The organism is Streptomyces lavendulae subsp. lavendulae, from assembly GCF_002803845.1.
Classification (GTDB): domain Bacteria; phylum Actinomycetota; class Actinomycetes; order Streptomycetales; family Streptomycetaceae; genus Streptomyces; species Streptomyces lavendulae.
On record NZ_CP024985.1, the window covers coordinates 5,225,940 to 5,252,599 of the forward strand.

Here is a 26,660-nt window from a genome sequence, read left to right on the forward strand (position 1 = left end):
TTTGTTAGCCTGGGTACGACACCGGCTCGATCCAAGCCCCCGGGCCCAACCTTCGTCGCCTAGAGCGACCACTTGCCGCGAGGCGAGCATGGCGGGTCGGTGTCATCAGTCTTAGCGGGAACACCAGGTCCGCGCCCTCCACCCAGTGGGGGGCGCGGACCTGTTTCGTATTAACCCACCATTCCAAGGGCCCCCGATATCTCGTATGGTGGAAGAGTTCTTCCGAAGTTTGTAGCTGGTTACCTCGTACCGGCTGGTAGGTGGGACGATCGGACAACGGGTCCGTCCACGCTTGCCGTGCGCGGGCCCCTGTACAGCGAAATCAGGGACAGAAGAGGAACACGGCCATGGCAACGGCGCCCAGCGTCTCGTATTCGATGACGGTCCGCCTGGAAGTGCCCGCGAGCGGAACCGCGGTCTCCCAGCTCACCACCGCCGTGGAGTCTTCCGGAGGCTCGGTCACCGGCCTCGACGTGACCGCATCGGGTCACGAGAAGCTCCGTATCGACGTCACCATCGCCGCCACCTCCACCGCGCACGCCGACGAGATCGTCGAGAAGCTGCGCGGCATCGAGGGCGTCAGCCTCGGCAAGGTCTCGGACCGAACCTTCCTGATGCACCTCGGCGGCAAGATCGAGATGTCGTCCAAGCACCCCATCCGCAACCGTGACGACCTCTCGATGATCTACACCCCGGGCGTCGCCCGCGTGTGCACGGCCATCGCCGAGAACCCCGAGGACGCGCGCCGCCTCACCATCAAGCGCAACTCCGTCGCAGTCGTGACGGACGGCAGCGCCGTGCTGGGCCTGGGCAACATCGGCCCGATGGCCGCGCTGCCCGTCATGGAGGGCAAGGCGGCCCTCTTCAAGCGCTTCGCCGGCATCGACGCGTGGCCGATCTGCCTCGACACGCAGGACTCCGACGAAATCGTCGCGATCGTCAAGGCCATCGCCCCGGGCTTCGCCGGCATCAACCTGGAGGACATCTCCGCGCCGCGCTGCTTCGAGATCGAGGCCCGCCTGCGCGAGGCCCTCGACATCCCCGTCTTCCACGACGACCAGCACGGCACCGCCATCGTCGTCCTCGCCGCCCTCACCAACGCGCTTCGCGTGGTGGGCAAGGCAGTTGGCGACGTCAAGGTGGTCATGTCGGGCGCCGGCGCGGCCGGTACCGCCATCCTCAAGCTGCTCCTCGCGGCCGGCGTCAAGAACGCGGTCAGCGCCGACATCCACGGCGTCGTGCACGCGGACCGCCCCGACCTCGTCGACGCGGCCCCGGACTCCCCGCTGCGCTGGATCGCCGACAACACCAACCCCGAGGGCTACACCGGCACCCTGAAGGAGGCCGTGGTCGGCGCCGACGTCTTCATCGGCGTCTCCGCCCCGAACGTGCTGTCCGGCGAGGACGTCGCCGCCATGGCCCAGGGCGCCATCGTGTTCGCGCTCGCGAACCCGGACCCGGAGGTCGACCCGGCCGTGGCCCGTCAGACCGCCGCCGTCGTGGCCACCGGCCGTTCCGACTTCCCGAACCAGATCAACAACGTGCTGGTCTTCCCGGGCGTCTTCCGCGGCCTCCTCGACGCCCAGTCGAGGACCGTGAACACCGACATGATGCTGGCCGCCGCGACCGCCCTGGCCGACGTCGTCGGCGAGGACGAGCTGAACGCCAACTACATCATCCCGTCCGTCTTCAACGACAAGGTCGCGGGCGCGGTCGCCGGAGCGGTCCGCAAGGCCGCCTCCGCTCCTGTGACGGCGCCCACGTCCGTCTGATCCGGCGCGTCGCGGGGTGTGGGCCGGGCAGGGCGCCTCTAGGGTTGCGGGGATGCCCGCGTGGCCCGCGGTCCGCATCCACGGCGGTCCGACGGGTCCACCCGACCCACGGGACCGCTGAAGCCTTCGATGCGGACGGAGCGTCACCGCGGCGTGACTGTGGCGCTTTTCGTGTGACCCTGGCGGGTGCCGGATTGGCTTTCCCGCCGCTGGTGGGGGCAGGATGCGTAACCGGGCGAGAGGGTCTGACGTTCAGACCCGGGTCCGGGGACTGTCCGAGGGCCCTGGCAGCATCGGCTTCGATCTCACGCCTCTAAGGCAAGTTGAACACGGGAGTACAACATGAACCGCAGTGAGCTGGTGGCCGCTCTGTCCGAGCGCGCCGAGGTGACCCGCAAGGACGCCGACGCCGTTCTGGCCGCGCTCGCCGAGACCGTCGGCGAGATCGTCGCCAAGGGCGACGAGAAGGTCACCATCCCCGGCTTCCTGACCTTCGAGCGCACCCACCGTGCCGCTCGCACCGCGCGCAACCCGCAGACCGGCGACCCCATCCAGATCCCGGCCGGCTACAGCGTGAAGGTCTCCGCGGGCTCCAAGCTCAAGGAAGCCGCCAAGGGCAAGTAGTACGCCCTTGTGCCGGGGGCCGCACAGGCCCCCGGGACGGCAGTAGTACGTACGACGAAGGGCGGCCACCCCACGGGGGTGGCCGCCCTTCGGTCGTGTCCGGGGCCCGTCCGGGGCCCGTCCGGAACCCGTCCGGATCCCGTCCGGGTCGTGCCCGGCCCTCGCATGGCCCCCAGGAGGGCCTCACGGGCCCTTCCAGGGCCCTGTGGGGCCCCGGAAGGGCCCGGTCCGGACCGGGACCCCCGTCGGGTCTCAGGATCCGGACCGGGAGCCGTCTCAGACGAGGTCGCCGTTCGGCAGCTCGACCTTGGCGCCGAGCTCGACGAGCTTCTCCATGAAGTTCTCGTAGCCGCGGTTGATCAGGTCGATGCCGTGCACGCGCGAGGTGCCCTCGGCCGCCAGCGCCGCGATCAGGTACGAGAACCCGCCGCGCAGGTCGGGGATGACCAGGTCGGCGCCCTGGAGCTTGGTCGGGCCGGAGACGACCGCCGAGTGCAGGAAGTTGCGCTGGCCGAACCGGCACGCGCTGCCGCCCAGGCACTCGCGGTACAGCTGGATGTGAGCACCCATCTGGTTGAGCGCCGAGGTGAAACCGAGCCGGGACTCGTAGACCGTCTCGTGGACGATCGACAGGCCCGACGCCTGCGTCAGGGCGACGACCAGCGGCTGCTGCCAGTCCGTCTGGAAGCCGGGGTGCACGTCCGTCTCCAGCGCGATGGCCTTCAGCGGGCCGCCCGGGTGCCAGAAGCGGATGCCCTCGTCGTCGATCTCGAACGCGCCGCCGACCCGGCGGAACGTGTTCAGGAAGGTCATCATCGAGCGCTGCTGCGCCCCGCGGACGTAGATGTTGCCGCCGGTCGCCAGGGCCGCGGACGCCCAGGAGGCGGCCTCCAGACGGTCCGGGAGCGCCTTGTGGTTGTAGCCGCTGAGGCGGTCCACACCGGTGATGCGGATGGTGCGGTCGGTGTCGACGGAGATGATCGCGCCCATCTTCTGCAGGACGCAGATGAGGTCTTCGATCTCCGGCTCGACGGCGGCGTTGCTGAGCTCGGTCACGCCCTCGGCCAGCACGGCCGTCAGCAGGACCTGCTCGGTCGAGCCGACCGACGGGTAGGGCAGGCGGATCTTGCATCCGCGCAGGCGCTGCGGGGCCTCCAGGTACTGGCCGCCCTCGCGCTTCTCGATGGTCGCGCCGAACTGGCGGAGCACGTCGAAGTGGAAGTCGATCGGCCGTCCGCCGATGTCGCAGCCGCCGAGGCCCGGGATGAAGGCGTGGCCGAGGCGGTGCAGCAGCGGGCCGCAGAAGAGGATCGGGATCCGGGAGGATCCCGCGTGCGCGTCGATGTCGGCGACGTTGGCGCTCTCGACGTGGGTCGGGTCGAGGATCAGCTCGCCCGGCTCCTCGCCGGGCCGCACGGTCACGCCGTGCAGCTGGAGCAGCCCGCGCACGACCCGCACGTCACGGATGTCGGGAACATTGCGCAGCCGGCTCGGCTCGCTGCCGAGCAGGGCGGCGACCATGGCCTTCGGCACGAGGTTCTTCGCGCCGCGGACACGGATCTCGCCCTCAAGCGGGGTTCCGCCGTGGACAAGCAGGACATCGTTGCCGGTCATGGATCTCGCGTTCCGGAGAGGATGGGCAGGGGATCAGTGAAAAGGGTAAGGGTCACTACCCCCTTGTTTGTATGGCCGACGTGGCCGTAGGACTGTCATGAATTCGGTACAGCACCCTGTGTGTGCGACAGGTGGCGGAGTGTCGCGTTCCGGGGGCTGTTCCGGGTGTCGTCCCGGGTGCTGTGAAGGCGCGCGCTCCTTCCTGCCGCAGTGCGCCCTGAGCTGCGCGTGATCGGTTGCCGCCGTCCGCTCCCCCTGGAGGGCGATTGTGCGAGATCATGTCCGCATGACCGAGGTGTCCTCCCTCACAGGGCGGCTGCTCGTGGCCACCCCCGCCCTCGCGGACCCGAATTTCGACCGTGCGGTCGTGCTGCTGCTCGACCACGACGAGCAGGGCTCCCTCGGCGTGGTCCTCAACCGGCCCACCCCGGTGGACGTCCGCGACATCCTGCTGCCGTGGGCGCCGCTGGCCGGAAACCCCGGCGTGGTCTTCCAGGGCGGCCCCGTCGCGCTGGACTCCGCCCTGGGGGTCGCCGTGATCCCGGGCGAGGAAGGGCCGCTGGGCTGGCGCCGCGTGCACGGCGCGATCGGGCTCGTCGACCTGGAGACCCCGCCCGAGCTCCTCGCCGCCGCCCTCGGTGGCCTGCGCATCTTCGCCGGCTACTCCGGATGGGGCCCCGGCCAGCTGGAGGCCGAGCTGGGCGACGGCGCCTGGTACGTGGTCGATTCCGAGCCCGGGGACGTCTCCTTCCCGGACCCCGAACGCCTGTGGCGGGCGGTGCTGCGCCGCCAGCGCAGCGAGCTCGCGATGGTCGCCACCTATCTGGACGACCCGTCGCTGAACTGACCCCGGCGGGGTTCAGTACCCTGGATTTCATGAGCACTCTTGAGCCCGAGCGCGGGACTGGTACGGGGACCCTCGTAGAGCCGACGCCGCAGGTGTCCCACGGCGACGGCGACCACGAGCGCTTCGCCCACTACGTCCAGAAGGACAAGATCATGGCGAGCGCGCTCGACGGCACCCCCGTCGTCGCGCTTTGCGGCAAGGTCTGGGTGCCGGGCCGCGATCCGAAGAAGTACCCGGTTTGTCCCATGTGCAAGGAGATCTACGAATCCATGGGCTCCGGCGGAGACAAGGACAAGGGCGGCAAGGACAAGTAACCGGGTCCCGGGTCCCGGGTCCGGTGGTTCCGGGTTCCGGGTCCGGTCGGTCCCGGGGCCGGAAGTCCCCACCGTCGAGGCGAAGGCCCTCGGTGCGCGTGATCGCGCCCGGGGCCTTTTGCGTGCCCCGGGGGCGGGCTAGGGTCGGCCCGAAGAGCACGCTGTGAAACGAGCGTTGCGCAGGGTGCAACAGGCTCGCTGCTGCGAAGGGCTGACGCATGGACCTGATCCCCGTACCCCAGCACGCCACCGTGGACGAGGAGGGCCGCCGCTACGCGTTCGGCCCGCGGCCGGTGCTCGCCGCCGGACCCGGCGCCGAGGGGGTCGCGCGCTGGCTGCGCCGCGAGCTCGGCGCCGCCACCGGGTGGGAGCTGCCGGCCGCGGGGGCCGGCGCGCGGGGCGACGTACGCCTGGCCGTCGACCCCGGGCGGGCGGAGGCCGACGGGCCGGAGTCCTACCGGCTGACCGTGGACGCGGACGGGGTGGAGCTGACGGGGGCCGACGCGGCCGGACTGCTCTGGGGCGCGCAGACGCTGCGTCAGCTGCTCGGGCCGGCCGCGTACCGCAGGGCGCCGCTGGCCGGCCCGGCCGGCTGGAGCCTGCCGTACGTCGGCGTCGCCGACGCCCCCCGCTTCGGCTGGCGCGGGATGCTGCTCGACGTGGCCCGGCACTTCATGCCCAAGGAGGGGGTACTGCGGTACATCGACCTCCTCGTCGCCCACAAGCTGAACGTGCTCCACCTGCACCTGACGGACGACCAGGGCTGGCGGATCGAGATCGCGCGCCACCCGAGGCTCACCGAGGTGGGCGCCTGGCGCCCGCGCAGCCGCTGGGGCCACCGGGCCTCGCCGCTGTGGAACGACACCCCGCACGGCGGCTTCTACACCCGGGACGACATCCGCGAGATCGTCGCGTACGCGGCCGAACGGCACGTGCGGGTGGTCCCCGAGATCGACATCCCGGGGCATTCGCAGGCCGCGATCGCCGCCTACCCCGAGCTGGGCAACCGCGACGTCGTGGACACCGCCGCGCTCGGCGTGTGGGACGACTGGGGCGTCAACGAGAACGTGCTCGCCCCCACCGAGGACGTACTGCGCTTCTACGAGGAGGTGTTCGAGGAGGTCCTGGAGCTGTTCCCGGTGGAGGTCTCGCCCTTCGTGCACGTGGGCGGCGACGAGTGCCCCAAGGCCCAGTGGCGGGCCTCCCCGGCGGCCCGGGCGCGGATCGAGGAGCTGGGGGTGGACGGCGAGGACGGGCTCCAGGCCTGGTTCATCCGGCACTTCGACGGCTGGCTCGCCGCGCGCGGGCGCCGGCTTGTCGGCTGGGACGAGATCCTGGAGGGCGGGCTGGCGGACGGCGCCGTCGTCTCCTCCTGGCGCGGCTACGGGGGCGGGATCGCCGCGGCCGAGGCCGGGCACGACGTGGTGATGTGCCCCGAGCAGCGGGTGTACCTGGACCACCGTCAGGCGGACGGCCCGGAGGAGCCGATGCCCATCGGGTACGTGCGCTCGCTGGAGGACGTGTACCGCTTCGAGCCGGTGCCGCCGAAGCTCTCGGCGGAGGCCGCCGCCCACGTGCTGGGGGCGCAGGCCAACGTGTGGACCGAGGTGATGGAGAACCAGGCCCGCGTCGACTACCAGGTGTTCCCGCGGCTGGCCGCCTTCGCGGAGGCGGTGTGGTCCCGGCTGCCGGAACCGGAATCGAGGGACTACGAGGGTTTCGAGGCCCGGATGGCGGCGCACTACGCACGGCTCGACGCCCTCGGCGTCGGCTACCGGCCACCGGCGGGACCGTTGCCGTGGCAGCGTCGGCCGGGGGTGCCGGGGCGTCCGCTGGAGGGCGCGCCCCCGATCGTGTGACCCGGGGGGCGTGCCGTCCGCCCGGCCGTCGTCGCGCCGTCGTTGACCGGAAGCGGAACTCTTCGGAAACCTTTGGAACTCTGCCTCTAATCAGAGCGATACGGGGGAAAACGGGCGTTCGGGAGGTAGGGGAAACAGGTGGTGCGAGGCCGGCGGCGACGGCGTCCGTGCGAGGTCCGGGCGAGGTCCGTGCGAGGTACGGACGGGGCGCGCGGCCGGGTGCGGGGCCCGGCCGGGTGCGGCACCCGCGGCCCCTCCCGGCCGCCGTACGGGCCGGACCGGGGGGTGCGACCCGGCGGAGGCGCCCGGGAGACCCTCGCGCGGGGCGGTCCCGAAGATGTGCCAGAGTTGCCACGTCCCGGCGGTGAGCACGTACCGTACGGCGGACAGGCGTGAGCGCCGGGACCGGGACATCGGGAAGGGGCAGCTGGGTTGACCACGCACGCACCGCACGCATCGCATTCGACTCAGGGGTCGCAACCACCGCAAGCGGCCCGGACGGCGCAGTCCGTGACGCTGCCGGTCTCGCTCGACGAGGCCGTGGCGGCGCTCACCGCCATGCCCGCGGCCGTGCCCGTGGCGGGCGGCACCGACCTCATGGCCGCCGTCAACGCCGGGCTGCTGCGGCCCGCCGCGCTGGTCGGCCTGGGGCGCATCAACGAGATCCGCGGCTGGCAGTACCAGGACGGGCACGCGCTGCTCGGCGCCGGACTGACGCACGCCCGGATGGGGCGGCCGGATTTCGCCGCTCTGATCCCCGCGCTCGCCGCCGCCGCCCGGGCCGCCGGCCCGCCGCAGATCCGCAACGCAGGCACCCTCGGCGGGAACATCGCGACGGCCGCGCCGACCGGTGACGCCCTGCCCGTGCTGGCGGCGCTGGAGGCGATCCTGGTCATCGTCGGCCCCGGCGGCTCGCAGCGCGAGATCCCGGTCTCCCACCTGCTCGCCGGCCGCGAGATGCTGCGGCCGGGCGAACTGATCGGCTTCGTGCGCGTCCCGCTGCTGCACGCCCCGCAGGTCTTCCTGAAGGCCACCGGGCGTACCGGGCCGGGCCGCGCGGTGGCGTCCGTGGGGCTCGTACTGGATCCCGCGCGCCGGGGCGTGCGGTGCGCCATCGGCGCGGTGGCCCCGATGCCGCTGCGGCCGCTGGAGGCCGAGCAGTGGGTGGCCTCGCTGATCGACTGGGACGGGGACCGCAGCCTGGCCCCCGAGGCGCTGGAGGCCTTCGGCGAGTACGTCGCGGCTGCCTGCGTGCCCGACCAGGGGGAACCGGTGTCCTCCGGAGTACTGCATCTGCGGCGGACGGTGGCCGTGCTGGCGCGCAGGGCCCTGGGGAGGGCGCTGACCTCATGAGTGAGAACGAGAACGTGAGCGGAACGACGGGGAACGCGGGCGGCGCGGGCAACGGCTGGGGCTGGGAGCCCGTACCGCAGGGCGGCGAGTACGACTCCGAGGCCACGGCCTTCGTGAAACTCCCGCAGGACATGCTGGACGCCCTCGACAACGGCGAACCCCTCGCCGCGCCCGGCCACGGGTACGTGCCGCCGCCGATGATCGTGCCGCTGGGCTCGGCCAGTACGGACCCCACCGCCACGGGCACCTGGACGATGCCGGTGCAGTGGCCCGAGGCGGGCACGGACCGGGCTCCGGCCGAACCCGCGCCCGCGCGGGGGCCCATCCCGGCCTCCATCCCGCTGCCGCCTTCGGTGGCGGCGGCCTTCGCGGAGCCCGCGGGCGGCGTGGGAGGCGGGGAGCAGGACCAGGGGGCGACGGCCGAGTGGCAGTTCCCCGAAGCGGTGCACCAGCCCGACGAGCGGGCGGCCACCGGGCAGTGGACCCTGCCGACGGCCGGTGAACCGCAGCAGGGGACGGGCGAGTTCCCGGCCGGCGCGTTCGCGGGCGACGGGTTTGCCGCCGGTGGGTTCCCGGCCGGCGGGTTCCCGGCCGACGGGTTTCCGGGCGACGGGGGCGTGGCGGCGGGCGACTGGAGCCAGGCCCCGGCGACGCTGCCGGGCGGGGCGGCGGCTCCGTGGGCGCAGCCGGGGGCGCTGGACGGTGGTTCCGGCGCGGCGGGCGCTGCCTTCGGGACCGAGACGCTGATGAGCTCCGGCGTGCTCCCGGGCGAGGGGCCCGGGGCCGGCGCGCTGGGACGCGGCCCGAGGGTGCTGGGCGGGCCCGGGGTCGGGACCCCGCTGCCGGAGGGCTACGCGCACCCCGGCACGGAGCCGGAGGGCGTGCTGCACGCCGCCCCGGACATCGACGCCGCCCACGGCCCGGCGCAGCCGCCGGTCGATGAGCAGCGGCCGCGCCCGGTGGAGGCCGAGACGGAGACCGGGCCCGGGGGGCACGGATCCGAAGGGCACGGGCAGGAGCGGGCCTTCGCGGAGCCGGCCGCCCCGGCCGCCGCCACCGAGCAGGCGGGCCCCGGTGCCGATGCCGATGCCGCTTCGGAACCTGATCCCGCATCCGATCCCGGTGCCGATCCCGATGCCGGTCCCGGTCCCGATGCCGGTCCCGGTCCCGATGCCGATCCCGTGCCCGTCGCCGAAGCGGGGGCCGCGGATGTGCCGGGTGAGGACACCGCCGACAGCGGTGTGACACCCCCGGCCGTGGGGGGCGGCGAAGGGGCGCCGGTGCAGGAGGAGACGTACGAGGAAGAAGGACTTCCCGCCGTCGCCCATCACGAGCACCCGGCGGCTTCCTACGTCCTGCGCGTCAACGGCGCCGACCGGCCCGTCACCGGCGCCTGGATCGGCGAGTCGCTCCTGTACGTGCTGCGCGAGCGCCTCGGCCTGGCCGGCGCCAAGGACGGCTGCTCGCAGGGCGAGTGCGGAGCCTGCGCGGTGCAGGTCGACGGGCGGCTCGTCGCCTCCTGCCTGGTCCCCGCGGCGACGGCGGCGGGCAGCGAGGTCCGCACCGTGGAGGGTCTCGCGACCGGCGGGCAACTGTCCGACGTACAAGAGGCCTTGTGCAGGTCGGGCGGCGTGCAGTGCGGCTTCTGCGTACCCGGCATGGCCATGACCATCCATGACCTGCTGGAGGGCAACCACGCCCCCAGCGACCTGGAGACCCGGCAGGCGCTGTGCGGCAACCTCTGCCGCTGCTCCGGCTACAAGGGCGTCGTCGAGGCGGTCCGCGAGGTCGTCGCGGAGCGCGAGGCGACGGCGGCCGAGGCCGCGGCGGCCACCGCTGCCGGGGACCCCGCCACGGCCGAACCCCGCATCCCGCACCAGGCACCGCCCGGCGAGGGCGGAGTCCACGGCGGCCCCGGAACGTACGGAGCCCACGACACGCTGGGCGGCGACCAGACCTTCCCGGGCGGTCACGACTCCCTGGGCGGCGGCCAGACCTTCCCCGGTGCCCACGACACCATGGGCGGCGGCCAGGTCCTGCACGGCGGTCACGACACGCTGGGCGGCGGCCAGACCTTCCCGGGTGTCCACGACTCCCTCGGCGGCGGCCAGGTCCTCCAGGGCGGCCACGACACCATGGGCGGCGGCCAGGTCCTGCACGGCGGCCACGACACGATGGGCGGCGGCCAGGTCCTCCAGGGCGGTCACGACACACTCGGCGGCGGCCAGCCCTTCCCCGGTGTCCACGACACCATGGGCGGGGACCAGGCCTTCCTCCCCGGTGTCCACGACACGTACGGCGGCGCCCAGGGCCTCCCCGGCCTCCACGACACCGTCGGCGGCCACGACCCCCACCACGGCGGTCACCACGACCCGCACCACGACCCGCATCACGACCCGCATCACGATCCGCACCAAGACCCCCACCACGGCGGTCAGGGCATCCACGGGATCCAGCACAACGGAGGCATGGCGTGAGCGGGCAGGACGCGGCCACGGCGACGACGGCCGTCACCACGGTCGGCGCGGCGGCGGAGGGGGAGCCGCCGACGTCGCCGCGCATGCGCGGAATCGGCGCTTCCGTCCCCTCCGCGGACGTCCGCGCCAAGACCGAGGGCACGTTCCCGTACGCCGCGGACCTGTGGGCCGAGGGCCTGCTGTGGGCCGCAGTGCTGCGGTCCCCGCACGCCCACGCCCGGATCCTGTCCATCGACACCTCCGCCGCGGCCGAGATGCCCGGCGTCCGGGCCGTGATCACCCACGCCGATGTCCCCGGGGCGACCACGCACGGCCGCCGGATCGCCGACCGGCCGGTCTTCGCCCACGACGTGGTCCGCCACCACGGCGAGCCCATCGCCGCCGTCGCCGCCGACCACCCCGACACGGCCCGCCTCGCCGCCGCCGCCATCACCGTCGAGTACGAGCTCCTCGACGCCGTCACGGACCCCGAGCAGTCCTTCGGCGCCGCCCCCCTCCACCCCGACGGCAACCTCATCCGGCACATCCCGCTGCGCTACGGCGACCCCGAGGCGACCGGCGAGGTCGTCGTCGAGGGCCTCTACCGCATCGGCCGCCAGGACCCCGCCCCCATCGGCGCCGAGGCCGGCCTCGCGGTGCCGCGCCCCGACGGCGGGGTGGAGATCTACACCGCCTCCACCGATCCGCACACCGACCGCGACCTCGCCGCCGCCTGCTTCGGCCTCGACCCGGACCGCGTCCGCGTCGTCGTCACCGGGGTGCCCGGCGCGACGGCCGACCGCGAGGACCCCGCCTTCCAGCTCCCGCTCGGGCTGCTCGCGCTGCGCACCGGCTGCCCGGTCAAGCTGGCCGCCACCCGCGAGGAGTCCTTCCTCGGCCACGCCCACCGCCACCCGACGCTGTTGCGCTACCGCCACCACGCGGACGCGGAGGGCCGGCTGGTCAAGGTCGAGGCGCAGATCCTGATGGACGCGGGCGCCTACGCCGACTCCTCCGCGGAATCCCTCGCGGCGGCGGTGGCGTTCGCGTGCGGCCCGTACATCGTCCCGCACGCCTTCGTGGAGGGCTGGGCGGTCCGCACCAACAACCCCCCGTCCGGCCACGTGCGCGGCGAAGGCGCCATGCAGGTCTGCGCGGCGTACGAGGGCCAGATGGACAAGCTCGCGGCCGCCCTCGGCATCGACGGCGCGGAAGTGCGGATGCGCAACGTCCTGTCGACGGGCGACCTCCTGCCCACCGGGCAGACGGTCACCTGCCCGGCCCCGGTCGCCGAACTCCTGCGGTCCGTACGCGACTTCCCGCTCCCCTCCCTCCCGAAGGACACCCCGGAGGAGGAGTGGCTGCTGCCCGGCGGCCCCGAGGGCGCGGGCGAGCCGGGCGCGGTGCGGCGCGGGGTCGGCTACGGCGTGGGCATGGTCCACATGCTCGGCGCCGAGGGTGCGGACGAGGTCTCCACCGCCACCGTGAAGGTGGTCGGCGGCACGGCCACCGTCATCTGTGCGGCCGTCGACACCGGCCAGGGCTTCGCGACCCTCGCCCGGCAGATCGTCCAGGAGGTCCTCGGCGTGGACGAGGTGGCGATGGCCCCCGTCGACACCGACCAGCCGCCGGCGGGCCCGTCGGCGCACGGCCGCCACACCTGGGTGTCGGGCGGGGCGGTGGAACGCGCGGCCAAGATGGTCCGCACCCAGCTCCTCCAGCCGATGGCCCACAAGCTGGGCATGTCCACCGAGCTCCTGCAGATCCAGGACGGCCGGATCACCTCCTACGACGGCGCCTTCTCGACGACGGTCGCGGAGGCGATCGAGGGCAAGGAGCTCTGGGCGACGGCCCAGTGCCGCCCCCACCCGACGGAGCCGCTGGGCGCGGACGGCCAGGGCGACGCGTTCGTGGGCCTCGCCTTCTGCGCGATCCGCGCGGTGGTCGACGTCGACATCGAGCTGGGCTCGGTACGCGTCGTGGAACTCGCCGTCGCCCAGGACGTGGGCCGGATCCTCAACCCCCGCCAGCTGGAAGCCCGTATCGAAGCGGGCGTCACCCAGGGCGTGGGCGCGGCGCTGACGGAGAACCTCCGCTCGGTCGCAGGCCTGGTACGCCACCCCGACCTGACCGGCTACGCCCTGCCGACCTCCCTCGACGCCCCGGCCGTGCGCATCGTCCGGCTGGTGGAGGAGCGCGACGTGGTGGCCCCGTTCGGCGCGAAGGCGGCGAGCGCGGTGCCGGTGGTGACCACCCCGGCGGCGATCGCGTCGGCGGTCCGGGCGGCGACGGGACGGCCCGTGAACAGGATCCCGATCCGGCCATCGGCGGCGGTGGCGGTGCCCAACTCGTAACCGTGTGACCCGCATTGCACGTGCAACCCGAGCTTGGGCCGGTCGCCGCCGATCGATAGAGTGATCGGCGGCACCCGGAACGTGCGGGTGCGAACGGGGACGGGGAGCGGCACCGGAGACGGGTGCCGCGCTACCCGCGGGGAGACGGGGAACGGGGAGGCCGGCGTGGCAGAGGACAACGGGCCGATGCTGTTGGGGGGCAACGTCAGCGCGAGCGTGGCGGACGCCATCATGAGCCAGGCGCAGGCCCTTCAGGTCGAGTACGAGTCGATGACCGGCTACAAGAAGCTGGTCGACGCCCTCCTGAAGAAGCTCGACGGCTCGGACGCGGACGAGAAGAAACTCGCCGACGGCACCCTGCCGGCAGGCACCCTCGGCACCGGCTTCGCCGAGGCGGACACCCTGTTCAAGGCGTACTCGACGGTCCACTCGGAGCTGCAGAAACTCTCCCAGGGCCTGGCATCCCAGATCGAGGCCCTCGGCATCGCGGTCCTCACGGCGGGCAAGGGTTATGCGGGGGTGGACGAGGACACGCAGGCGCGGATGCGCGCCATCATCCGGCAGTCGAAGCAGGACTACGTCCGGGACCGCGACCCGCAGGTCCGCGAGGACGAGCAGGCCCGCCAAAAGGCGGCGGCCCAGCAGGGCACTCCGACTCCCACCCCCAGCAAGTCGGGAGGTTCTTACTGATGGCGACGGACTTCGAGGCCTACACGCACGAGCAGTTGCTCGCGATGATCGCCTCTCTGGACTCGGCGACGGTCGTCGCGCGCGCCACCCAGCTGCAGGGTGCGGCGGTCGCGATCAAGGACATCGGCGAGAGCCTGCGGAAGCACCAGGTGAAGGGCTGGGAGGGCGAGGCGGCCGACAGGTTCCAGGAGTGGGTGACGCGGGCGGGCAACGCGACGCTGCGGCTGGCGGACTACAGCGAGGAGGGCAGCAAGTGGATGACGCACGCTGCCCAGACGATGGTGGAGGTCAAGACCAACACCCCGAAGTACGACGCGTCGGCGGCGGCGGACCTGGCGGCGGCACACAAGTTCCACAACGACCCGGACGCCCAGCAGATGGGCCGCACGGCGAACTCGAAGCTGAACGGTGACCGCCAGGAGGCGATCCAGCAGCTGACGAAGCTGGCGCAGTCGTACGAGGCGTCGGCGACCCAGCTGAACAAGGCGGAGATCCCTACGTTCCCGCCGCCGCCGGGAACGTTCGAGCCGGAGAGTAGCTACGGCAGTGTCTACGTGGACCGGTCGAACGGTGAGGCTGGTGGAGGCTTCAGCTCTGCTGGCTCGTCCCATGTCTTGCCGTCGTCGGGGAGCGGAGCTGCATCGACTGGACCTGATGGGGCGTCTTCGGGGCAGCCGCCGCGGGACAACAGCCTCCGCCCGGTTGGTGGCCCCTCGCAGACACCAGTCATTCCGGACCGGAGCGTCGATGTGGGCCTCGATCATGTTGCGACGTTGCCGGACAGGGTATTGCCTCCAACGACTGGTGTGCCGGGTCCGGGCCCAATCGCGCCGGGTGTCCCCAGCTCGCTGCCAGGGGTGCCGCTGCCGCCGATCGGGGGCAGTCCGATGCCGGGCGGTGGTGTACCGCTGCCCAGCGCGAGGCCTCCGGTTGGCATCGGTGGTAAGGGGAGCGGTATTCCGGTTCTGCCTCCGCGTGACGCCGGAATCGTGGGCGGCAAGCCTCTAACCCCTGGCAGTCCGACCTCGGGCATTCCGCGTGGCACGGTCATCGGCGCGGAGGGGACGCAGGCGGCAGGAAGGGGCGGAGTGATGGGTGGCGGTGGCCTTGGTGGCCCGCACGGTCCTTCGGGTGGTGGTTCGGCGGTCGGCCGTCGGCTGGCGATGGAGCCGGGCGGGGTGGTCGGAGGGCGCCAGCCCACTGCGGGCAGCCGTTCCGGGACAGGCGGTCCGCCCTTTACCCAGGGGGGTTCCGGGCTGGTGCGCGGTGGTTCAGGGGCTGGAGCGCTGGGTCACGGCGGTGCCGGCGCCTCGGCTCCCGGCAACCGTCGTGGAGGCGTTGGGGTCGGACGCCCCGATTATCTGTCTGAGGACGAAGAGACCTGGCAGGGTGACCGTCGTGTCGTTCCGCCAGTAATCGACTGAGTGGATCGGACGTGCACGGGATGCGCATGCGCAAGGTGACCTCGACCCTGGTGGGTTTTGTGCTGGCTGGGGTCGCCGCGACTCCTGCGCATGCGCAGACCATTCGAGAGAGGCAGTGGCACCTCGATGCCATGAAGGCCGACGACATCTGGAAGATCAGCACGGGTAAGGGCGTCACCGTCGCGGTTATCGACACCGGAGTGGAGAGGATCGCGGAACTCGAAGGCCAGGTCCTCCCGGGCAAGGATTTCGCAGCCGGATATACGGGGTACAAGGGGGATGAACGTACCGACTTTGATGCGCACGGAACTGGCATCGCCGCAATGATTGCCGGTTCGGGCATCCACCCAAGCGGTGACGGTTCATTCGGGCTGGCGCCCGGCGTCAAGATCCTGCCCATTCGCGTGCCGTATGAGACGGACCCCACTACCCCGTCTTGGGTTGCTGCAATCCGATACGCCGCAGACTCGGACGCCAAGGTCATCAATATTTCGCTGGGCGTCGATGGCACGGCAATGCAAGATCAGGCGAGGTCGGAGGCTGTGAAGTATGCGCTTTCCAAAGGGAAGTTGATCTTCTCTGCGGTAGGGAACGACGGTGACACCGTCAACAGGGTGGAGTATCCGAGCGCAACGCCAGGAGTCGTCGGCGTTGGAGCAGTGGATGCAGAGGGCAGCGCTACCAAAGAATCACAGCACGGCTCACAGGTAGATCTGTCTGCACCAGGTATCGACATTCTTACGGCCTGTGCAGGCAAGACCGAACTCTGTAACACCCACGGCACCAGTGACGCGACCGCCCTCGCCTCCGCCTCCGCCGCCCTCCTCTGGTCCGCGCACCCCGACTGGACCAACAACCAGGTCCTCCGGGTCCTGCTGAACACCGCCGGGAAGCCGACCGATGGCTCAGCGCGGAACGACTACGTCGGCTACGGCGTCGTGCGGCCGCGGGTTGCCGTTCCCACGCCCGGGGATCCGGGGCCCGCGGACGTCTATCCGCTTCCCGATCTGGCGGCGGCCGGCGCCGCTGGCGGGAAAACGGCGGAAACTGGCGCGTCCAAGCCCGTACCGCAGCCCGAGGCGGGCGTTAAAAAGAGTGACGGCAGTAGCCTTCCGTGGATCGCCCTCGGGCTGGGTGCCTGCGTCGTCATCGGCGGAGCCGTTACCGCCGTCGCCGTACGTCGCAACCGTCGCTGAACCGAACCGACCGCCCCTGGAGGCCCGGATGTCGTTCGACGAGGAATGGGCCGCCGCGCGCACCACCGCAGCGGCCAGCGTCTCCATGCGGCTCAACCAGGCGGCCCCGGGCACCGGCGGTCAGGACCTCGAACTCAACCAGGACCACATCGGCGCCATCGGCACCGAGGCCCACATGCTGCACTCCCGCCTCCAGACCGACGGCAAGCACGCCGCAGCCGCCACAGCCGAAGCTGCCGGTGCGCTCGGCAAGGAGGGCTTCGCGAGCGGGGCGGCCCTGACAAGGCTCAACTCCCGCTGGGAGAGCCAGGTGAAGACCCTCGGCGCCGCCTGCGCGCAGATCTCCAACGGCCTGAACTACTCCCTCTCCTCGCACGACAAGGAAGAGCAGCGGCTCTACGCCGAGTTCACGACCTCGAAGCTCGACGAGTACCTCAAGTAGGCGGCGCCCGTGCTGACGTACGAGAACGTCCTCAACGCCCCGGTCGACAAGCTCCAGACGGCGGCCACCGACTGGCAGGCGATGGCCGCGAAGCTGGAGGAGCTGGCCGAGGCGGCTCGCAACGGTATGAAGGCCAAGGCCGACAAGGCAGAGTGGAGCGGGGTCACGGCCGGGGTGGCGCGGCCGTTCGTGGCGAAGACGGCCAAGGAGTTCGAAGACGCCGCCAAGGAGGCCAAGGGCATCCACCAGGCGCTCACCCAGGCCCACGCCACGTTCACCTCGTCCCGCGACCGGCTGAAGAAGCTCTCCGAGGAAGAGGTGCCCGCCGCGGGCTTCCGGGTGGACGCCAAGGGCAAGGTGCAGGCCGCCCCCCTCGCCACCGAGGAGGAGCGCTACGCGGCCCGGCACGACCCCGACTACCAGGAGTCCATCCGCGTCAACCTGCCCCAGTGGCAGGCGAAGATCGACGCGGCCGTCGACGCCTGCGACGACGTCGACCAGTCGCTCGCCCGCCTCCTGGGCGCCAACGTCGCCGAGGACCACAACTTCAGCGCCCCGAAGTACGCCGGCCTCGCCGCCGAGCAGGCCGGCCACGCCGCCGCCCTCGCGAAGAAGGGCCGGGACCTCTCCCACGCCGAACTCGTCGAGCTGAACGAGCTGCTGGCGGACAACGCGAAGGTCGCGGACTTCTCGACGGCCTTCTACCAGGAGCTGGGACCCAAGGGCGCGCTCCAGTTCTTCGGCTCCATGTCGACCGACACCCAGGAGTGGGGCAAGGTCGACGAACAGCGGCTCAAGGACGTCCGGGAACTCCAGAAGAACCTGGGCCTGAACCTCGCGACGGCGACCCGCTCCACGTCCGAGCCGCACCTTCCCGACAGCTACGCGCAGGAGCTGCGCAAGCTCGGCACCCAGCACATCCCGCTGGCGAAGTACGACCAGAACCCGCCCTACGGCTACCAGCTGCTTGGCGGGATCATGCGCTACGGCAACTACGACCCCAAGTTCCTGGTCCCCATCGCCGAACACGCCACCCAGATCCACGCGAAGGACCCCGACTTCTTCAACGGGACCCGCCGCCTCGACGGTCTCGGCAAGAACCTGTTGAACCCCTCCGGGATCAACGGCGCCGGATACGACCCGGTGGTCAGCTTCCTGGAGGCACTGGGGCACAGCCCGGAGGCGTCGGCCGCGTTCTTCGACCCCGAACGGCCTCCGCACGCCTACAACCAGGACGGCACGGAGAAGCCCGGCGTCGCGAACCTGGGCAAGGACGCCAAGGGCACGCCGATCACCGGCTACCTCGATTTCTTCGCCCGGGAGGACTACGACTGCACCATCGACATGGAGGGCACGAACTTCGACGACCTCAAGAAGGTCGAGAAGCACATGCCGGATGCCCTGGGCCATGCCCTGGAGGCGGCCGCCCTCGGTCATGCCTGGGACGACCCGAAGCCTGAGCTCCACCGGACCGAAACCGGCGCGGCGGTCATGGCGGCGGCCGCGGCCAAGTACGGCGGCGACGCCGGACTCCTCCATCACCAGGACGTCCTGGCCGACAGCCTGGGCAATATGACCGCCGGGTACATCGACGACGTCAACCGCGCGCTGAGCTCGGACCCCGACCACAGCGTCTTCGCCCCACGGGACGGGGACGATCAGGCCCATGTGAAATTCGAGCGCGACGGCGCCCGTGACCTGCTGGCCGTGCTCGGGCAGCATCCCGATGCATACGCCACCGTCTCCACCGCAGAGCGTGTCTACTCCGCGAGCGTGCTGGAAGGCCAGGCGGAGCACGACGGAAAGATCGACGAGGGCCGGGCCCGTTCGACGATCCGGACCACGGCGGAGGTGCAGGGCATCCTCGACGAGTCCAGAGCGGGACAGGTCCAGGGCGTCGGGGAGAAGAAGCACGAGGAATACGAGAAGGCGCACGAACAGCAGTCCGCCTGGGTCGAGTTCGGGACGACGGCGGCCATCGCGGGCGGTGTGGCCTTCCTGCCCGCCACGGCCGCAGCAGCGGGAGCGGCGGCGGTCGTCGTTCCGCTGGCCATCGATCTCGGCAGTGGTGCTGCCGAGCAGGCGGTCTCAGGCGTCGTGGGAGAGTGGTCGGACGAGGTCAAGGAAGAGCACAAGGACAAGATCGACGGCGCGACACACGACAGCAACAAGGCCATGTTCCAGGCGGGTGAGCACAGCGCCGAGGCGCCCATGCGGAAGTTCATGGAGCGCCATCGCATCGATCCGGACAGTGACTTCGGGAACGATTTCGTCGAGTCGATGCGCATCGGGTACGAAGCCGGCAACTCCGTCGCCCGTCAGCAGGGCCATGAGGCCCAGACCAAGGGTGTCGAGTGAGCCGGGGCCCGATACCGCGGCGGCCGGTTGCCCTGATGCTCTGGGGGGCGGCCTTCGGCACGGCGGTGGTGGGCTGCTCTGCCGCCGAGCCGGAGCCCGCCGGCCCGCCCACCGCTGGGCCGCTGCTCTCCGTCAGTCAGATCTGTGCCGGGCTCTTCACGGGCGACGGAGGGAAGGCGCTGGAGCGGATCCTTGAGTCCACGGAGTTCCAGATACGGGACGAGAAGGGGAATCCGGAGGCCGGGGCGGTCGCGCGGGCAATGGAGGGTGCCTACCGGTCCGGAGCAAAGATCCATGACGCGCCCCAGCCGGTCTGCAGGATCGTAGGAACGGCCAAGGACGGTTACCGTCCCACGGCGCATGTCATGTTCACCGCTTACAGCAAGTACGACGCAGATCCGGCCGATCTTCCAGGAGCGAGCGCTCGGGGGCCGAGGGTCTGGAGGCAGGGGAAGTCGGTCGACGTCACGTTCGACTGCGTCAGTGTGCGCGTCGGCTCGACCTCTGACATTCCCTTGCAGGTCACCGCGGCGTTCCAAGAGCAGTGGCAGGGGAGCAAGGGGCCGACCGCCCTCGGCCAGGACTACCTGGCCGTCACCCACTCGGCGGCGCTCGCCGTCGCCAAGGCGCTCGGGTGCGTGGATGACGGCGGGCTCCCCGCCCGGGCGCAGGAGCTGCCGCCGGCGGCCGGTGCCGGCTCGGCGCCCGCCGGACGCCCCGCCCCGTAGGGCCCGCACACCGGCGAGGCCGCCCGGGGGACGGATCCCCCGGGCGGCCTCGGTGAGAAGCCGTGACCGGAATCGAACCGGCGTAACTCGCTTTGCAGGCGAGTCCCTCAACCACTCGGGCACACGGCTGTGTCGTGGTGACGTGTACGACGCTACGGGGGGCCCGTCGGGTGGGGAAGGGTGGCCGGTGGGGTGCAATGTGACTGCCATGTCGCGTTCACAGTCCTAGGTCCCGGGGCCGAGGAGGGATCAGCCCAAAAGACAGGGGCGTCAGCGCGGTGTGGGCCTTACTCTGGGGCGATGAGCGCCCTTGAACCCCGGATATCCGTGCCCGACGCCGCCCCGCCTCCGCAGGGCGGCGTCCTCGGGCCCGCGTACCGGACGCTCAGCGTCGGGATGATCTCCGTCATCTTCCTGATCGCCTTCGAGGCCACCGCCGTAGGGACGGCCATGCCCGTCGCCGCCCGGGAGCTGGACGGGATCGGCCTCTACGCCTTCGCGTTCTCCGCCTACTTCACCACCAGCCTCTTCGGGATGGTCCTCTCCGGGCAGTGGTCCGACCGGCAGGGCCCGCTGCGGCCGCTCACCGTCGGGATCGGGGCCTTCGCCGCCGGGCTGGTGTGTTCCGGGACCGCCGCGACCATGGGGGTCTTCGTCCTCGGGCGGGCCGTGCAGGGGTTCGGGGGCGGGCTGGTCATCGTCGCGCTCTACGTGGTGGTCAGCCGGGCCTACGAGGAGCGGCTGCGGCCCGCCATCATGGCCGCCTTCGCCGCGAGCTGGGTCGTGCCGTCCATCGTCGGGCCGCTGGCCGCCGGGACGGTCACCGAGCACCTCGGCTGGCGGTGGGTGTTCCTCGGCATCCCGGCGCTGGTCGTCGTACCGCTGGTGGTGGCCCTACCCGCGATCCGGCGGACCGCCTCCGGGCCCGTCGACCCCGGGGCGGCCGTCGCGTTCGACCGGCGCCGGATCGGGTTCGCCCTCGGGATCTCGCTGGGCGCGGGGCTGCTCCAGTACGCCGCCCAGGACCTGCGCTGGCTCTCGCTGCTGCCCGGCCTCGCGGGCGTGGCCCTGCTGGTGCCCGCCGTGCGGGCGCTGATGCCGCGCGGGACGTACCTGGCCCGGCGCGGTCTGCCGTCCGTGGTGCTGCTGCGCGGGGTCGCGGCGGGAGCCTTCATCGGGGCCGAGAGCTTCGTGCCGCTGATGCTGGTCACCCAGCGGGGGCTGAGCCCCACGATGGCCGGCTTCTCGCTGGCGCTGGGCGGGGTGACGTGGGCGCTCGGCTCCTGGGTGCAGTCCAAGGGGCGCACGGCACCGTACCGGGAGCGGCTCATGGTCGCCGGGATGGTGATGGTGGCCTTCGCCATCGCGGCGGCCCCGGCGGTGCTCATCGAGTCCGTCCCCGTCTGGACCGCCGCGCTCGCCTGGGGGGTGGGCTGCCTCGGCATGGGACTGGTGATCGGCTCCACGAGCGTGCTGCTGCTGAAGCTGTCGGCCCCGGAGGAGGCGGGGGCGAACTCCGCCGCGCTGCAGATCTCCGACGCCCTCGCGAACGTGGTGCTCCTCGCCGCCGTGGGCGCCGCCTTCGCCGGGCTCGGCGGGGGAGCGGTGGGGTCCGCCGGGCACACCCTGACCGAGGGCGCCGCCTCCGCCTCGCACCCCGCCGCCTTCCTGGCGGTGTTCCTGCCGATGGCGTGCGTGGCACTGGCGGGGGCCTGGGTCGCGACCCGGCTGGACCCCGCCCCGGCCGCGACGGGCACCGACCCCGCCCCGGCCGGGACGGGTACCCGGAAAAGCTGAGGGGGCGGAGGGCCCGAGGGGATAGGTTCGGCGGCATGCACGAGCTGAACGTCCCCCTTTCCGACGCCGAGCGCGCCGAGCTCTCCGACCTGGCCGACGCCACCGGCCGCACGCCCGAGGAACTCGCGCTGGAGGCCGTACGCGCGCACCTGCGGGCGGAGCGCGAGCGTGTCGGGGAGGCCGCCGCGCGCCTCGCCCGCGCCCACGCCCCGCTGCTGGAGAGGCTCGGACGGTGATCCCCGTGCGCCACCTCACCCTCGCCGAGGTCCTCGACCTCGCCCGGCACGCCTGCCTGGCCCAGGACCAGCCCGTGGAACTGCGCGCCCCCGGACTGCTGGAGTCCGCCGTGCACCGGCCGCGGGCCCGCATGTTCGGCGTGCCCGCCTACGAGGACCCGTACGAGCAGGCGGCCGCGCTGCTCCACGGGATCGCCGCGAACCACCCCCTGGTCGACGGGAACAAGCGGACGGCCTGGCTGGCCGCCGCGACCTTCCTCGCCGTGAACGGCGTGGACCTCTCGGCGGTGGACCAGGACACGGCGTACGACCTGGTCATCGACGTGGCCGCCGGCCACGAGGCCGACGTCGCCGTGATCGCGGAGCGGCTGCGCGCGATGTGACGCTCGCCGCACCCGCCGAGGTCACAGGCCTGTCCCTCCGGGAGGGGCGGGCGGGGGCCGGTAAGGTGGCCCGGTTGTCCTACGTACGACCGCGACCGTGACTGAGACGAACCGGAGACCGTGACTACTACCGCCTCCCACCACCTCTCACCCGCCTTCCCCGGCCGCGCGCCGTGGGGCACCGCCAGCAAGCTGCGTGCCTGGCAGGAGGGTGCCCTGACCCGGTACATCGAGACGCAGCCGCGCGACTTCCTGGCGGTCGCGACCCCCGGAGCCGGCAAGACCACCTTCGCGCTGACCCTCGCGTCCTGGCTGCTGCACCACCACGTGGTGCAGCAGGTGACCGTCGTCGCGCCGACCGAGCACCTGAAGAAGCAATGGGCGGAGGCGGCGGCCCGGATAGGCATCCGGCTCGACCCGGAGTACTCCGCCGGGCCGCTGAGCAAGGACTACCACGGGGTCGCCGTCACCTACGCGGGTGTCGGCGTGCGCCCGATGCTGCACCGCAACCGCTGCGAGCAGCGCAAGACCCTGGTGATCCTCGACGAGATCCACCACGCGGGCGACTCGAAGTCCTGGGGCGAGGCCTGCCTGGAGGCCTTCGACCCGGCGACCCGGCGCCTGGCCCTGACCGGTACGCCCTTCCGGTCCGACACGAACCCGATCCCCTTCGTCACGTACGAGGAGGGCAACGACGGGATCCGCCGGTCCTCCGCGGACTACACGTACGGCTACGGCAACGCGCTCGGCGACGGCGTCGTGCGGCCGGTCATCTTCCTCTCCTACAGCGGCAACATGCGCTGGCGCACCAAGGCGGGGGACGAGATCGCGGCCCGCCTCGGCGAGCCGATGACCAAGGACGCCATCTCGCAGGCCTGGCGCACCGCGCTGGACCCGCGCGGCGACTGGATGCCGAACGTGCTGCGCGCCGCCGACCAGCGCCTGACGGAGGTCAGGAAGGGCATCCCGGACGCGGGCGGCCTCGTCATCGCCTCCGACCAGGACTCGGCCCGCGCGTACGCCAAGCTGATCCGCGAGATCACCGGGACGAAGGCGACCCTGGTGCTGTCGGACGACACGGGCGCCTCGAAGAACATCGACACCTTCAGCGGGAACGACGACCGCTGGATGGTCGCGGTCCGCATGGTGTCCGAGGGCGTCGACGTCCCGCGCCTGGCGGTCGGCGTGTACGCGACGACGATCTCGACGCCGCTGTTCTTCGCGCAGGCGGTCGGGCGTTTCGTGCGATCGCGCAGGCGCGGCGAGACGGCGTCCGTGTTCCTTCCGACGATCCCCTACCTCCTCGGCTTCGCGAACGAGATGGAGGTCGAGCGCGACCACGTCCTCGACAAGCCGAAGAAGCAGGGCGAGGAGGACCCGTACGCCGAGTCCGAGAAGGAGATGGACGAGGCGAACCGGCAGGAGGACGAGGACACCGGCGAGGACGAGCAGATGTCCTTCGAGGCGCTGGAGTCCGACGCCGTCTTCGACCGGGTGCTGTACGACGGCGCCGAGTTCGGCATGCAGGCGCACCCGGGCAGCGAGGAGGAGCAGGACTACCTCGGCATCCCGGGGCTGCTGGAGCCGGACCAGGTGCAGATGCTGCTCCAGAAGCGGCAGTCGCGGCAGATCGCGCACAGCCGGCGCAAGCCGGACTCGGAGGCGGACCTGCTGGAGCTGCCGGCCGACCGGCGGCCGGTGGTTTCCCACAAGGAGCTGCTGGAGCTGCGCAAGTCGCTGAACACGATGGTCGGCGCGTACGTCCACCAGAGCGGCAAGCCGCACGGGGTGATCCACACGGAGCTGCGCCGGGTGTGCGGCGGACCGCCGAGCGCGGAGGCGACGGCGGGGCAGCTGCGGGAGCGGATCAAGAAGGTGCAGGAGTGGGCCACTCGGATGCGGTAGCGCGTCCGCGGGGGGTGTGACACGCGGAACGGGGTCCGTGCGCTGCTGCGCACGGACCCCGTTCTCGTACTGCCTACTGGCTGTTTACTGCCTGCCGTCAGGCGCCGACGCGCCGACGGCGGCCGTTGCCCGCGACGAGGGCCGCACCCATGGCGAGCGCGACGCCGCCGGCGCCGAGGGCCCAGGTGGTGGCCGCGTCGGTACCGGTCTCGGCGAGCTGACCACCGGCGTTGGTGGTGGTGCCCGTGGAGACGGCGGTGCCGGTGCCGGTGCCGGTGTTGTGGTCGACGATCGGCGTGGTGGAGGTGCCACCGTTCGGCTTGGTGCCGCCACCGGTGTGGCCGGTGTGGCCGCCGCCGGTGTTGCCACCGGTGTTGCCACCCTGGTTGGCGCCGGACTTGATCTCGGAGTGGGCGAAGTTGGCGTCGGAGAAGATCTCCTCACCCTCGACGTTGCTCCAGCCCACGGGGGCGACGGCGAACTCCGTCGCCGGAGCGTCCTTCGAGAACTTCAGGCGGAGCTTGATGTCGAACTTGTCATCCTTGGCGATCGAGCCCCGGCCGAGGTCGATGCCGAAGGCGTCCTCGGTGCCGCTCGCCTCGGCCGGCCACCACTTCCAGTTGCCCTTCGCGTCGGGGAGGTAGACCTCAAGGGCGATGTACCCGTCCTTGAACTGGGTCGTGCGGGTGAGCAGGTTCAGACCGAGCGAGTAGTCGCCGAGGTCCTTGCCGCCGGTGTTGTCCACCTCAAGGGTGAACTCCTGCCAGCCGCCACCGGGCTTGAAGGAGGACGGCAGGTCCTTCACCGCGAGCTTCGGACCGTTGGCGACCCACTCGGCGCCGTCCTTGGCGTCGGCCGCGTCCGCGGCCTTCGCGGCCGGAGCCGGGGTCTGGGCGGCGGGCTTGGCGTCCGCGGCGGGCTTGGCGGCGTCGGCGGCCGGGACCGCCGGGGTCTCCGCGGCCGGCTTCGCGGCGTCGGCGGCCGGGGTCTCGGCGGCGGGCTTCGCGGCCGGGGTCTCGGCGGCCGGGGCCGGGGTCTCCGCGGCGGGCTTGGCAGCCTCCGCCGGGGTCGCCGGGGCCTCCGCGGCCGGCTTGGCGGCGGCGTCGGCGGCCGGAGCCGCGTCCGGCGTGGTGATCGCCGGGTTCTGGACCTCGTCCGCCATGGCGGGCGTGGCCATGAGGACCGTCGGGCCCACCACGGCAGCGGCGGCGACGATGGCCATGCGCTTCAGCTTCACTTGTACTTCTTTCCCCTACGTGGGCACGGCGTCGCACGCCCTGCCCACCCCCAAAAATCTTTTTGAACGTGATCAGACTAAGGGGGCTGTAAAGCGGTTTTCGCTTGAGGAACATTACGAATTGGCACAGGCGTCAGCAGAAAAGGACACAAACCGACAGCAGGCGCCCGGATTCTGGACGAGGCCTTCCGCTGAGCGAACCCGCTCGCTACTGTCCCCGCATCGAACGCCCCGTGGCAGCGCCGCCGCGGGAGCGCAGCCGGTGCCATGGCCGCTACCGGCGGCCTCTCCGTGCGTCGCCGAGGGACCGGCAGCGCTCCACCCCGTGAGAGTCACCGCCGCCCACCCGAAGGAGAGGGAGAGGCGTCGTGACCGCGGAAACCTCCCAGACTCTCGATCGAGGGCTGAGAGTCCTCAAGCTGCTCGCCGACACCGACCACGGTCTGACTGTCACCGAGCTCTCCAACCGCCTCGGTGTCAACCGCACCGTGGTCTACCGACTGCTCGCGACCCTCGAACAGCACGCCCTGGTCCGCCGCGACCTCGGCGGCCGGGCCCGCGTCGGGCTCGGCGTGCTGCGGCTGGGGCGTCAGGTCCACCCGCTCGTGCGGGAGGCGGCGCTGCCCGCGCTGCGTTCGCTCGCCGAGGACATAGGCGCCACCGCGCACCTGACCCTCGTCGACGGCACCGAGGCGCTCGCCGTCGCCGTCGTCGAGCCGACCTGGACCGACTACCACGTCGCCTACCGCGCCGGTTTCCGTCACCCCCTGGACCGCGGTGCGGCCGGCCGGGCCATCCTGGCCGCCCGCCAGGGCACGCTCATCGAGCCCGGCTACACCCTGACCCACGGCGAACTCGAAGCGGGCGCCAGCGGCGCCGCCGCCCCGCTGGTCGGCATCACCGGGCTGGAGGGCAGCGTCGGCGTGGTGATGCTGGCCGACGCCGTACCGGAGCGGGTGGGTCCGCGCGTGGTCGACGCCGCCCGCGAGGTCGCCGACGCCCTGCGCTAGCCGGTTGCCGCCGCCGGTGTTCCCCGGCGAGGGCACCGCCCGGGCCGCGGCCCGCCGCCGG

At 72.1% G+C, this 26,660-nt stretch carries 21 protein-coding genes and 1 tRNA gene; 19 read left to right on the forward strand and 3 right to left on the reverse strand.

Annotation, left to right across the window (positions count from 1 at the left end):
* The first annotated feature begins 347 nt into the window (after positions 1-347).
* Complete coding sequence (locus SLAV_RS23145; RefSeq protein ID WP_030239182.1) at positions 348-1,772, forward strand: NAD-dependent malic enzyme; 1,425 nt, start codon at positions 348-350, stop codon at positions 1,770-1,772.
* A 342-nt stretch (positions 1,773-2,114) separates the two neighbouring features.
* The gene (locus tag SLAV_RS23150) at positions 2,115-2,396 is read left to right on the forward strand and encodes an HU family DNA-binding protein (protein WP_007264399.1); all 282 of its coding nucleotides are present in this window, start codon (positions 2,115-2,117) and stop codon (positions 2,394-2,396) included.
* 276 nt (positions 2,397-2,672) lie between these two features.
* Here SLAV_RS23150 and murA read toward each other — a convergent pair whose 3' ends face one another.
* Positions 2,673-4,010 (reverse strand): UDP-N-acetylglucosamine 1-carboxyvinyltransferase, encoded by a 1,338-nt coding sequence (gene murA / locus SLAV_RS23155; RefSeq protein WP_030239179.1) that lies wholly within the window; start codon positions 4,008-4,010, stop codon positions 2,673-2,675.
* 286 nt (positions 4,011-4,296) lie between these two features.
* Here murA and SLAV_RS23160 point away from each other — a divergent pair, with 286 nt between their 5' ends.
* The 12 genes from SLAV_RS23160 (at position 4,297) to SLAV_RS23225 (ending at position 20,031) form a co-directional block, all read left to right on the forward strand.
* Positions 4,297-4,857, forward strand: coding sequence for a YqgE/AlgH family protein (locus SLAV_RS23160; RefSeq protein WP_030239177.1), 561 nt, complete (start codon positions 4,297-4,299; stop codon positions 4,855-4,857).
* A gap of 29 nt (positions 4,858-4,886) precedes the next feature.
* Positions 4,887-5,171: a DUF3039 domain-containing protein gene (locus SLAV_RS23165; RefSeq protein WP_063760367.1), complete on the forward strand. Its 285-nt coding sequence runs from the start codon at positions 4,887-4,889 to the stop codon at positions 5,169-5,171.
* Positions 5,172-5,389: 218 nt separating this feature from the next.
* Positions 5,390-7,030: a beta-N-acetylhexosaminidase gene (locus SLAV_RS23170; protein WP_030239172.1), complete on the forward strand. Its 1,641-nt coding sequence runs from the start codon at positions 5,390-5,392 to the stop codon at positions 7,028-7,030.
* 432 nt (positions 7,031-7,462) lie between these two features.
* Positions 7,463-8,383, forward strand: coding sequence for an FAD binding domain-containing protein (locus tag SLAV_RS23175; RefSeq protein WP_078950624.1), 921 nt, complete (start codon positions 7,463-7,465; stop codon positions 8,381-8,383).
* The gene (locus SLAV_RS42550; protein WP_051841380.1) at positions 8,380-10,860 is read left to right on the forward strand and encodes a 2Fe-2S iron-sulfur cluster-binding protein; all 2,481 of its coding nucleotides are present in this window, start codon (positions 8,380-8,382) and stop codon (positions 10,858-10,860) included. The genes SLAV_RS23175 and SLAV_RS42550 overlap by 4 nt, the downstream gene beginning before the upstream one ends.
* An 83-nt stretch (positions 10,861-10,943) precedes the next feature.
* Positions 10,944-13,193, forward strand: a complete 2,250-nt coding sequence (locus SLAV_RS23185; RefSeq protein WP_234333866.1) for a xanthine dehydrogenase family protein molybdopterin-binding subunit — start codon at positions 10,944-10,946, stop codon at positions 13,191-13,193.
* A 165-nt stretch (positions 13,194-13,358) separates the two neighbouring features.
* Positions 13,359-13,883 carry a DUF2563 family protein gene (locus tag SLAV_RS23190; RefSeq protein WP_234333863.1) on the forward strand — a complete coding sequence of 175 codons (525 nt, stop codon included), beginning with the start codon at positions 13,359-13,361 and terminating at the stop codon, positions 13,881-13,883.
* Positions 13,883-15,307, forward strand: coding sequence for a WXG100 family type VII secretion target (locus SLAV_RS41085; protein ID WP_158740878.1), 1,425 nt, complete (start codon positions 13,883-13,885; stop codon positions 15,305-15,307). Before SLAV_RS23190 ends, SLAV_RS41085 begins: the two co-directional genes overlap by 1 nt.
* A gap of 26 nt (positions 15,308-15,333) precedes the next feature.
* The gene (gene mycP, locus SLAV_RS23210) at positions 15,334-16,503 is read left to right on the forward strand and encodes a type VII secretion-associated serine protease mycosin (RefSeq protein ID WP_234333861.1); all 1,170 of its coding nucleotides are present in this window, start codon (positions 15,334-15,336) and stop codon (positions 16,501-16,503) included.
* Positions 16,504-16,531: 28 nt separating this feature from the next.
* The gene (locus SLAV_RS23215) at positions 16,532-16,945 is read left to right on the forward strand and encodes a hypothetical protein (RefSeq protein ID WP_030239149.1); all 414 of its coding nucleotides are present in this window, start codon (positions 16,532-16,534) and stop codon (positions 16,943-16,945) included.
* 9 nt (positions 16,946-16,954) lie between these two features.
* On the forward strand, positions 16,955-19,303 hold the full coding sequence (locus SLAV_RS23220; RefSeq protein WP_030239147.1) for a hypothetical protein: 2,349 nt from the start codon (positions 16,955-16,957) through the stop codon (positions 19,301-19,303).
* Between the two features lie 35 nt (positions 19,304-19,338).
* Positions 19,339-20,031 (forward strand): hypothetical protein, encoded by a 693-nt coding sequence (locus tag SLAV_RS23225; protein ID WP_030239144.1) that lies wholly within the window; start codon positions 19,339-19,341, stop codon positions 20,029-20,031.
* Positions 20,032-20,088: 57 nt separating this feature from the next.
* On the opposite strand, the gene SLAV_RS23230 is transcribed toward SLAV_RS23225, so the two are convergent.
* Positions 20,089-20,160 (reverse strand) — tRNA-Cys (locus tag SLAV_RS23230).
* 171 nt (positions 20,161-20,331) lie between these two features.
* Here SLAV_RS23230 and SLAV_RS23235 point away from each other — a divergent pair.
* The 4 genes from SLAV_RS23235 (at position 20,332) to SLAV_RS23250 (ending at position 24,352) form a co-directional block, all read left to right on the forward strand.
* Positions 20,332-21,828 carry an MFS transporter gene (locus SLAV_RS23235; RefSeq protein WP_051841378.1) on the forward strand — a complete coding sequence of 499 codons (1,497 nt, stop codon included), beginning with the start codon at positions 20,332-20,334 and terminating at the stop codon, positions 21,826-21,828.
* 35 nt (positions 21,829-21,863) lie between these two features.
* Positions 21,864-22,064, forward strand: coding sequence for a hypothetical protein (locus SLAV_RS23240; protein WP_030239139.1), 201 nt, complete (start codon positions 21,864-21,866; stop codon positions 22,062-22,064).
* Between the two features lie 5 nt (positions 22,065-22,069).
* Positions 22,070-22,447 (forward strand): type II toxin-antitoxin system death-on-curing family toxin, encoded by a 378-nt coding sequence (locus SLAV_RS23245; RefSeq protein ID WP_030239138.1) that lies wholly within the window; start codon positions 22,070-22,072, stop codon positions 22,445-22,447.
* A gap of 120 nt (positions 22,448-22,567) precedes the next feature.
* Positions 22,568-24,352, forward strand: a complete 1,785-nt coding sequence (locus tag SLAV_RS23250) for a DEAD/DEAH box helicase (RefSeq protein ID WP_030239135.1) — start codon at positions 22,568-22,570, stop codon at positions 24,350-24,352.
* Between the two features lie 97 nt (positions 24,353-24,449).
* Here the strand turns inward: SLAV_RS23250 and SLAV_RS41575 are convergent, their stop codons facing one another.
* Positions 24,450-25,589 (reverse strand): hypothetical protein, encoded by a 1,140-nt coding sequence (locus SLAV_RS41575; protein ID WP_030239134.1) that lies wholly within the window; start codon positions 25,587-25,589, stop codon positions 24,450-24,452.
* 368 nt (positions 25,590-25,957) lie between these two features.
* On the opposite strand from SLAV_RS41575, the gene SLAV_RS23260 reads away from it, so the two are divergent.
* Entirely contained in the window at positions 25,958-26,599 is a 642-nt protein-coding gene (locus tag SLAV_RS23260; protein ID WP_008742627.1) for an IclR family transcriptional regulator, read from the forward strand.
* Positions 26,600-26,660: the final 61 nt, after the last annotated feature.

Excerpts from the sequence above, each read along its gene's own strand:
- SLAV_RS23145 (WP_030239182.1), top strand. The coding sequence starts at position 348 with ATGGCAACGGCGCCCAGCGTCTCGTATTCGATGACGGTCCGCCTGGAA.
- SLAV_RS23225 (WP_030239144.1), top strand. The coding sequence starts at position 19,339 with ATGCTCTGGGGGGCGGCCTTCGGCACGGCGGTGGTGGGCTGCTCTGCC.
- SLAV_RS23235 (WP_051841378.1), top strand. The coding sequence starts at position 20,332 with ATGAGCGCCCTTGAACCCCGGATATCCGTGCCCGACGCCGCCCCGCCT.
- murA (WP_030239179.1), bottom strand. The coding sequence starts at position 4,010 with ATGACCGGCAACGATGTCCTGCTTGTCCACGGCGGAACCCCGCTTGAG.
- SLAV_RS23160 (WP_030239177.1), top strand. The coding sequence starts at position 4,297 with ATGACCGAGGTGTCCTCCCTCACAGGGCGGCTGCTCGTGGCCACCCCC.
- SLAV_RS41085 (WP_158740878.1), top strand. The coding sequence starts at position 13,883 with ATGGCGACGGACTTCGAGGCCTACACGCACGAGCAGTTGCTCGCGATG.
- SLAV_RS23185 (WP_234333866.1), top strand. The coding sequence starts at position 10,944 with ATGCGCGGAATCGGCGCTTCCGTCCCCTCCGCGGACGTCCGCGCCAAG.
- SLAV_RS23215 (WP_030239149.1), top strand. The coding sequence starts at position 16,532 with ATGTCGTTCGACGAGGAATGGGCCGCCGCGCGCACCACCGCAGCGGCC.
- SLAV_RS23165 (WP_063760367.1), top strand. The coding sequence starts at position 4,887 with ATGAGCACTCTTGAGCCCGAGCGCGGGACTGGTACGGGGACCCTCGTA.
- mycP (WP_234333861.1), top strand. The coding sequence starts at position 15,334 with ATGCGCAAGGTGACCTCGACCCTGGTGGGTTTTGTGCTGGCTGGGGTC.
- SLAV_RS23170 (WP_030239172.1), top strand. The coding sequence starts at position 5,390 with ATGGACCTGATCCCCGTACCCCAGCACGCCACCGTGGACGAGGAGGGC.
- SLAV_RS42550 (WP_051841380.1), top strand. The coding sequence starts at position 8,380 with ATGAGTGAGAACGAGAACGTGAGCGGAACGACGGGGAACGCGGGCGGC.
- SLAV_RS23240 (WP_030239139.1), top strand. The coding sequence starts at position 21,864 with ATGCACGAGCTGAACGTCCCCCTTTCCGACGCCGAGCGCGCCGAGCTC.
- SLAV_RS23150 (WP_007264399.1), top strand. The coding sequence starts at position 2,115 with ATGAACCGCAGTGAGCTGGTGGCCGCTCTGTCCGAGCGCGCCGAGGTG.